The sequence below is a fragment of the Novosphingobium guangzhouense genome (assembly GCF_002896965.1).
GTDB lineage: Bacteria > Pseudomonadota > Alphaproteobacteria > Sphingomonadales > Sphingomonadaceae > Novosphingobium > Novosphingobium guangzhouense.
This window is the reverse complement of the sequence record NZ_LYMM01000044.1, coordinates 43,722-51,298: the sequence shown is the minus strand read 5'-3', so window position 1 is coordinate 51,298 and position 7,577 is coordinate 43,722. Positions and strand designations below refer to the sequence as shown.

Annotated in this window: 7 protein-coding genes and 1 pseudogene; 4 read left to right on the top strand and 4 right to left on the bottom strand. The window is 64.3% G+C overall.

Annotated elements, in window-relative coordinates:
- From A8V01_RS16785 to A8V01_RS16775, 3 genes and pseudogenes are all read left to right on the top strand, one after another.
- A pseudogene (locus A8V01_RS16785) lies at positions 1-181 on the top strand (iduronate-2-sulfatase); the annotation flags it as partial.
- Between the two features lie 121 nt (positions 182-302).
- Positions 303-1,235 (top strand): formylglycine-generating enzyme family protein, encoded by a 933-nt coding sequence (locus A8V01_RS16780; RefSeq protein ID WP_103097112.1) that lies wholly within the window; start codon positions 303-305, stop codon positions 1,233-1,235.
- A 111-nt stretch (positions 1,236-1,346) separates the two neighbouring features.
- On the top strand, positions 1,347-1,733 hold the full coding sequence (locus A8V01_RS16775) for a hypothetical protein (RefSeq protein WP_146037295.1): 387 nt from the start codon (positions 1,347-1,349) through the stop codon (positions 1,731-1,733).
- A gap of 152 nt (positions 1,734-1,885) precedes the next feature.
- Here A8V01_RS16775 and A8V01_RS16770 read toward each other — a convergent pair whose 3' ends face one another.
- The 4 genes from A8V01_RS16770 to A8V01_RS16755 all read right to left on the bottom strand — a co-directional run bounded on the left by A8V01_RS16770 (position 1,886) and on the right by A8V01_RS16755 (position 5,700).
- On the bottom strand, positions 1,886-2,536 hold the full coding sequence (locus tag A8V01_RS16770) for a CPBP family intramembrane glutamic endopeptidase (protein ID WP_103097095.1): 651 nt from the start codon (positions 2,534-2,536) through the stop codon (positions 1,886-1,888).
- Between the two features lie 258 nt (positions 2,537-2,794).
- On the bottom strand, positions 2,795-3,799 hold the full coding sequence (locus A8V01_RS16765) for a zinc-dependent alcohol dehydrogenase family protein (protein WP_103097094.1): 1,005 nt from the start codon (positions 3,797-3,799) through the stop codon (positions 2,795-2,797).
- A 57-nt stretch (positions 3,800-3,856) separates the two neighbouring features.
- Positions 3,857-4,813 carry an alcohol dehydrogenase catalytic domain-containing protein gene (locus tag A8V01_RS16760; RefSeq protein ID WP_103097091.1) on the bottom strand — a complete coding sequence of 319 codons (957 nt, stop codon included), beginning with the start codon at positions 4,811-4,813 and terminating at the stop codon, positions 3,857-3,859.
- Positions 4,814-4,839: 26 nt separating this feature from the next.
- On the bottom strand, positions 4,840-5,700 hold the full coding sequence (locus A8V01_RS16755) for a pirin family protein (RefSeq protein ID WP_103097088.1): 861 nt from the start codon (positions 5,698-5,700) through the stop codon (positions 4,840-4,842).
- A gap of 65 nt (positions 5,701-5,765) precedes the next feature.
- Between A8V01_RS16755 and A8V01_RS28990 the strand changes: the two genes are divergently transcribed.
- Positions 5,766-7,559: an MFS transporter gene (locus tag A8V01_RS28990; RefSeq protein ID WP_211295041.1), complete on the top strand. Its 1,794-nt coding sequence runs from the start codon at positions 5,766-5,768 to the stop codon at positions 7,557-7,559.
- Positions 7,560-7,577: the final 18 nt, after the last annotated feature.

Sequence of the window (7,577 nt, the reverse complement as noted above, 5' to 3'; positions counted from 1 at the left end):
GGTGCGCTGGACGCACGACGAGACGGGAGAGCGGGTCTACGAACTCTACGACCTCGTCAACGATCCGGGCGAAACCCGTAATGTGGCCTCGGACAAGCCCGCAGTGGTGAAGGAACTCGACGCCATCCTCGACCGCCAGCCCAAGCCCAAGCCGCTGCCCAAGCCGAAGGGCAAAGCCTGACCGCTTGCCCCGAGACCGCGGTTGACACGCGTGGGCGTCCTCGGGGACATGGGGCGGGATCTTGCCAAAGCAGACTGAGGTAGCAGGACGAGTGGAAGTGGAAGCGGCATCGACTGCGGGCATGGTCCTGATCCCCGCGGGCACCTTCACGATGGGATCGGACAGGTTCTATCCCGAGGAAGCTCCGCTGCGCCGCGTTTTCGTCGACGCTTACTGGATCGACGAGATTCCGGTGACCAACCGACAGTTCGCGGCTTTCGTGGAGGCGACCGGCTACACGACGGTCGCCGAGATCGCGCCCGACCCCAGGGACTACCCCGATATGCTGCCGGGCATGGACCGTGCCGGGTCGCTGGTCTTCCACAAGAGCCCGGTCCCGGTCGATACCTCGAACCCGGGCAACTGGTGGCGGTTCGAATTCGGCGCGGACTGGCGCCATCCGCTCGGCCCCGGCAGCGACATCGAAAGCCTGGAGCTGTGGGACCATCCGGTCGTTCAGGTCGCCTATGCCGATGCGGAAGCCTATGCCCGGTGGAGCGGCAAGGAACTGCCCTCGGAGGCGGAATTCGAATTCGCCGCACGCGGTGGCCTCGAAGCCGCAGACTATGCCTGGGGCGACACCCTGGCTCCGGACGGCGCGATGATGGCCAATTACTGGCAGGGCCTGTTCCCCTTTGCCAACCAGATGCTCGACGGGTGGGAGCGCACGTCCCCGGTCAGGACATATCCGGCGAACGGGTACGGCCTTTTCGACATGATCGGCAACACGTGGGAGTGGACCAGCGACTGGTGGAGCGAAACCCCGCGAGGCGCCAGGAAGGCTCCTGCGTCAAAATCGTGCTGCACGGCCAAGAACCCGCGCGGCGCGAAATTGAGCGACAGCTTCGACCCAGCCCATCCCGGGGTCAGGATCGGCCGAAAGGTACTCAAGGGCGGATCCCATTTGTGCGCCGAGAACTACTGCCAGCGCTATCGTCCGGCTGCGCGGCACCCGGAAATGATCGACTCCGCGACGTCCCACATCGGGTTTCGATGCGTATCCCGCGGTAGTTAAACCTGAAAATTGTCCAAGCCTAACCGAATGGCCGCTTCCGAAAGCCAGAAGTGGGCCGCCGTACGGCGACAAAGGGCGCGTTGCAGCGGAAACCAGGATGAAGCCGTCCTGATGCTGGTTCTGCTCGGCATGGTCACGGCCGTCCTTGCGGCGATGCAGACCTCGGCGGAGGCCTTGCTGACGATCTATTTCTTCACCAGCATGTTCCTCAGCGGATGCTCGAACACCTGCATCACCTCGATCCAGATCGTCAGCCCCGCGCGAATGCGGGGCACGGTCGTGGCCACGTACATGCTGCTGATCAGCGTCGCCGGACTCGGCATCGGCCCGCCCATCACCGCATCGCCCAGTGCGAACTTCGTTGATGGCCGAATAGGGCCGGCACTGGCACTCGTTTCGATCGCGATAGGAGCGCCAACGCTCGGTACGCAAATCTGGAGCCGACGAGGCTACAGGCTCCGGATCGCGGCGCTGACGGACCAAAACGGCGAGACTTGAAAGTCGGGCACTCCTCGCGGCTTCAGCCTGCGCATCTGAGGCAGAAGAGCATGGCGGAGATGGGTTCCCAACGGTGGATCGTGAACCGATTGATCTCCAATAGCTCCGGGGCCCATTCTTAGTTGTTCAATATGACCTGTAGCTAGACGTGCTCAGTTATAGCGGCCTAGGTATATCATCGCGATGCCGTATATATCGATCAGCGCGTGCGCCATGATCAACGACCAAAGGTTGCGCCCACTGCGGAACCAGGCCCATGCGAAGACAACACCCATGAGACCGGTGAAGAGGATACCGAGCCACCCCTGAATGAAGTGCGCGACGCCGAAGAATGCCCCGCTCGCAAGTATCGCGCCGCGCCGCGCGGCGGCGCCTTCGCCGAAGATTGCGGTTACCTGGTGTAGGAAGAAGCCCCGGAACAGCACCTCTTCGCCGATCGCCGCACTGGTCAGCGCGTAAGCGAGCAGTTGCAGTGCCGCTCTCTCGTTGCCGACGAGCACCCCGTAGCCACTGTAATCGACATGGGTCGCAAGTAGCCATTCGAGGAGCGGCTGACCGACTTCACCGAACAGGATGCCCGTCCCTGTGACGCCGCCTGTCCAGAGCAACGTCGCCCGCCAACCGTGTCGCCGCACGCCGACCGGCGCCAGCCTTCCCGCCTCTACGAAGGTCCACATCAGCGCCAAGCCGGCTAACAGCAAGACGCGAAGCGGGATGGCGACCGGCGCAAAGAGCAACGCGAGCATCGTCGCTAGCGCCAGGCACCGCACGGGTGTCCGTCGCAACAGCGGCAGGCCGTTCATCCGCAGGACGCCGTCACTTGGGAGTGAATCTCGGCCGAGTTCGACGCAACTGCCGCCAGGCGATGCTTGGGACGGCCCCGGGCTTCGAAGAGAAAACGGCACCTTGTCATGTGAAAGACCTTCCCGATGACGCCTGCGCGCCGACGTGGCAGCGTTTCCGCTTAGACATCGGCGAACATGGCCGCCCGCGAAAACACTGTAAAGGTTGCGCGAACCTTGCGATCGCCAATTAGGAGAGGGGCACTGAGTCGTCGGCGGTTAGCGGCGGGGCGGCAGAGAGACGGTGTCTCCCGCTACGTCAATCACCACCTTCCCACGAAGCGCATAGGCACTCCTGCCCTCCAACAATTCGTGCGCCTGTCCGACGCGGGCCAGCGGCAGAACCGCACCTACGACGGGTCGGACGAGGCCGCGTTCCGCGAGGTCGGTAAGCAGATCAAGCTTGCCCCGATTCTGACGTGTGAAGACGAAGTGATATGCCGCGTTTTTACCCCATGCCTCGATAAGGTTCTGCGGCTGTGGAATATCAACGATGCTGACGACACGCCCCATGTCCGCCAGCGCCAACGGACTGCGCGCCAGCGTATCGCCGCCGATCGTGTCGAACACGACCTCCACGCCGCGACCGCCCGTCAGCCGCGTTGCGGCATGGACATAATCCTCCGTGCTATGATCGATCGCTTCGTCGGCGCCGAGCGACCGCACAAACGCATGGTCTGTGGCACGCGCAGTCGTCAGCACGCGGGCACCGATCGCCTTGGCAACCTGGATCGCGATCGTCCCCACGCCGCCGGCACCGCCGTGGATGAGAACGGTTTCGCCGACAGCAAGGCGTGCACGCGTCACGAACGCTTCCACGACGGTGCCCCCGACGAGCGTCAGGCTGGCCGCCTCGACATGATTGAGGTTCGACGGCTTGCGGGCCACCAGGTCGACGTCGACAACGTGCCGTTCGGCATAGGAGCCAGGACCGCCGAAGATACGAGGTGTATAGTAGACCTCATCGCCTGCCATGAATTCCGTTACGTCTGCCCCCGTCTCTTCGACTATGCCGGAAACGTCGTGTCCGATGATCGCAGGCAAGGGCACCAGATCGGCATAGTCACCGCGACGGATTTGGTAGTCGAGCGGGTTGACCGCCGTGGCATGAACCCTGACGCGTAGCTGTCGAGCGCCGACGGGCAGCACGGGAACATCGCGCAGTTCGAATGCGTCGGCCCCGCCGAAGCGGCTAAGAACAACCGCCTTCATGGTTTTAGTCATCGGATATCTCCCATGAAGTGAATTCGGGTGTGGAAAAAGCGCGCACCTGTATGGATGTCACACCATTGCAACAGGAAGGCCGGTGAGCTGCCGTGCCTCGATGTCCTCGTGTGCGGCGGCGATCCTGTCGAAAGTATATCGGGCCACCTGGAGATCACTGAACAGGCCTGCACCGATCGCGGCCCAGAGCTGCGACGTGGCAACCGCAACGGTTTCGCCCCGAACATATTGTGGCGTGCCGCCGCCCCGGAGTTGGACGGCGCGGGAGCGGAGTTGATCGGCCGCAGGAAGCGCTTGTCCCGACGCGGCACCGATCGTGGCGATCACGCCGCCATCCCGTACACCAGCGACCGCCAACGGAAAGGTCGCTTGTCCGACGAAGTCGTATACCACATCCACGCCGGCGGGTACGATCGCGCGCACCCTGTCGGAAAGCGCCGGATCGTCGGCTACGAATGCATGGTCCGCCCCAGCTGCGACCGATGCCAGTTTGCCGACCGATCCTGCCACACCGATCACCGTTGCCCCCAGCGACCGCGCCCAGCGCGACAGGATCGCCCCGACGCTGCCTGACGCCCCGAGCACGAGCGCGACCTCACCCGCCTTCAGCGGGTGCAAGGCGTACAATCCCATCCAAGCCGTCAGTCCCTTCGCAAGGAAGGTCGCCGCGACCTCGTTGGAGATGTCGTCCGGCAGTCGAACGAGCGCCTCGGCAGGTACGAGCGAAGCGGTGGCGTAAGCTCCCTCGACGAAGAAATAGGCGACGCGGTCTCCCGGTGCAAAGCCGGTCACCCCGGGGCCGACGGCATCGACCACACCCGCCGCCTCGAAGCCCGGCGTAGCGGGAAGCCGCATCGGGTATAGGCCCTTGCGGACCATGACATCGACATAGTTGATGCCGATCGCTGTTTGCACCAGCCGTACCTGCCCAGCGCCGGGCAATCCGACCTCTGTCTCCATCACTCTCAGGACGGCAGGCGTGCCGATCGTCCGTATCTCGATTTTCCTGGCCATTTTCGACTCCTCTGGAATTGACTGCGTCATGCGAGGGCGACAGGCCGCATCGTCCCGGCGTGCGGAAATCTGCCCTGGCGAAAAGCGGCGTAATATCCCGCCAACTCCTCGCGGGAGCCGGCGATGAAGGGCCCCTGCGCCACGACCTCAATGTTCTGGGGCTGTCCGGCATACAGCAGTATCCGGGCGCCTTTCGCGCCCGCTCGAAGCGCGAGCATGCTGGAAGCGCCGCCGGCGGGGCCGGTCCAGCCGACCATGTTCTCCGACAGCGGTTCGCCACCAGCGCCGGCTGTCGCCTCACCATCGATCACCACCGTGAAGGCGTTATAGGCGGCGGGCAGCTCCGGCGCGAAGCTAGCATCCGGCTCCATCCGGATGTCAGCCAGCGTGACGGGCACCGCATTCTTCGTCGCCGCCGCCGCGTCACCCAACCGGCCGCTGTAGACTATCGCCTCGACCCCCGGTTCGACATGGACCGGCATGGCCGCGCGCTGCAGGATCTGCACCCGCGGCGGCATGTTCCGCTGTCCCTCAGGCAGGACCAGCCACAGCTGGAACAATCGCATGCCGGTCGATACCATCGCATCCTCCGAATGGACGATGCCGCTGCCTGCCGTCATCCATTCGACGTCGCCTTCCGCCAGCCGGCCGCCGGTGTCCTCCATCGTGCCGTTCAGCATGAAGGTTACGGTCTCCAGCCCGGCATGGGGATGTGCCTCCCCGAAACGCCCTTCCAGCGTGATGTGGTCGTCCGCCATCAGGAAGAATGGATCGGTGGCGTTGAAATTTCCCGGAGACACCACCAGCGCCGCCTTGTGACGCTCGCCATCGAAGCCGGGTCCGAGCGGCGGTATTGTGGTGACGCGATCGATCGATCTGTGAAGCATGGTCCATTCCTCCAGGTCTTAGACCCCACAATGGCCGGTACAGTCATCGTGCCGGTCCGTGCTTCATGATCTCGGAAACTACTCGCCACCCATCAAGACAGGGATTGGAGAACCCGGTGTTGCTGGACGCGCAACCCGAACATGGAAGAATTTTCGTCATCGATCCTCTACTGAGGAGCAATGCCGGAACACTTGGCTGTCGCAGCAGGAGCAAAGCCATGACGTCGCTTCGCGCATTCCTCGACGATGAAGCCCACGACTTTCCGGCGCACGAGCGGCCGGCCGCCGTCGGTTCCCCCGCGTCCCCATCGCACGAGGCGGGGACACGATTGGCCCACCTGGCGGTGGGCGTCCTGGTCGGAACGACAGCAGGTCTCGGCGCGGCGCTGGTGAGCGCCGATCTGGGGCAGGTGCGACAGGTGCTGGACTTGAGTGCGACCCAGGCGGCATGGCTGTCGACCAGCTATATCGCTGCCGCGGTCCCGGCGAACCTGCTACTGATCAAGGTCCGGCAGCAATATGGCCTGCGGCGCTTCGCACTGGCGGCCCTCGGCCTCTACGCCGCCGCATCTCTGGCGCAGGCTTGGGTGACAGAGTTCGCGGCGATGGTGCTCCTGCGTGCGATTGCCGGCTTCGTTTCCGTGACGTTGATCCCACTGTGCCTATTCCACACTATGCAAGGGTTTCCGACAAAGTGGCGCCTTCGCGGGCTGGTCTTTGGGATCGGCATAACGCAATGCGCCATGCCATTGGCGCGGCTCCTATCTCCCTCGCTGCTTGGCGTCGACGGGTGGCGCTCGCTGTTTCTGCTCGAAGCCGGCCTTGCGCTGCTGTCTCTGGCTGCAGTCGGCGTACTGCGCCTTCCACCCGCCGAACGAGCGCGCGTTCTCGAGCCAGTGGATCTTTTGACGTTCGTCCTCCTGGGCGGCGCGCTGGCCGCGATCGCCGCTGCGTTTGGCCTGGGGCGTTATGAAGGGTGGCTGCACACCCGATGGATCGTCGTGACGCTGCTCGCCGCTCCGCCGGCGCTGCTGGCGGCCGGCGTCATCGAGTTGCGCCGTGCGACACCGCTGATCGACCTGCGCTGGCTGACCCACGGGGACGTCTGGCGCTTCGCTGTGGCGGTATTCCTCATCCGGCTAGTGCTGGCCGAACAGGAGGTGGCGCTAGGCGCGGCGCGCGCGCTCCGCGGAAGAGCGCACGGCCTTGTATCGCTGGCAGAAGTCATGCTCGCAAGCGCAGTTGCCGGAGTTCTTGCCAGCGCTGCATGCGTGAACATCGAGAAAATCGCGCGACCGATGATGCTCGCGATCGGGATCGCCACCATCGCAGCGTTGGTCGACAGTGCCGCGCCGGAAACGCGTCATCTGGCGCACCTCTACGTATCGCAGGCCGCGATCGCGTTCGCTGGCACCTTCTTCCTTGGGCCCGCGCTCCTGCTCGGCATAACCAGCGCCTTGCGGCATGGTGGCGGCGCACTCATCAGCTTCATCGTCTTGTTCGGGGTGGTCAATGCGCTGGGCTCGGTCGCTGGCCCGGCGCTGCTCAGCAGCTACATGAATTGGCGGATCGCGGCAGGCGCGGCCGAGCAGGCAGCTCGAGCCGACACGATGCGGCTCGCCGCGGTGCTTGGTCTTGCGACGACCTTGTACTTGGCAGTGCTCCTCTTGTTGCGCGTACTGCAGCGCCTTGCCGAGCGACGGACTGAAGTGAGCGCCGGTGCGGCAAGGGAGGAGCAAGCGTCTCCCGCCGCTTCGGGATGGACACAGCCGCCTATCGTTCCGGCAATCGGAGCGATCATGGCGGCGCTGGCGATCTGCGGCTTCATATTGATTTTGGCCGCATTCGGACGGGTCTGATGCATACAGCAGGTTTCA

Coding starts and splice junctions, on each gene's coding strand:
- A8V01_RS16780 (WP_103097112.1), top strand. CDS start 303: ATGGTCCTGATCCCCGCGGGCACCTTCACGATGGGATCGGACAGGTTC.
- A8V01_RS16775 (WP_146037295.1), top strand. CDS start 1,347: ATGCTGGTTCTGCTCGGCATGGTCACGGCCGTCCTTGCGGCGATGCAG.
- A8V01_RS16770 (WP_103097095.1), bottom strand. CDS start 2,536: ATGAACGGCCTGCCGCTGTTGCGACGGACACCCGTGCGGTGCCTGGCG.
- A8V01_RS16765 (WP_103097094.1), bottom strand. CDS start 3,799: ATGACTAAAACCATGAAGGCGGTTGTTCTTAGCCGCTTCGGCGGGGCC.
- A8V01_RS16760 (WP_103097091.1), bottom strand. CDS start 4,813: ATGGCCAGGAAAATCGAGATACGGACGATCGGCACGCCTGCCGTCCTG.
- A8V01_RS16755 (WP_103097088.1), bottom strand. CDS start 5,700: ATGCTTCACAGATCGATCGATCGCGTCACCACAATACCGCCGCTCGGA.
- A8V01_RS28990 (WP_211295041.1), top strand. CDS start 5,766: ATGATCTCGGAAACTACTCGCCACCCATCAAGACAGGGATTGGAGAAC.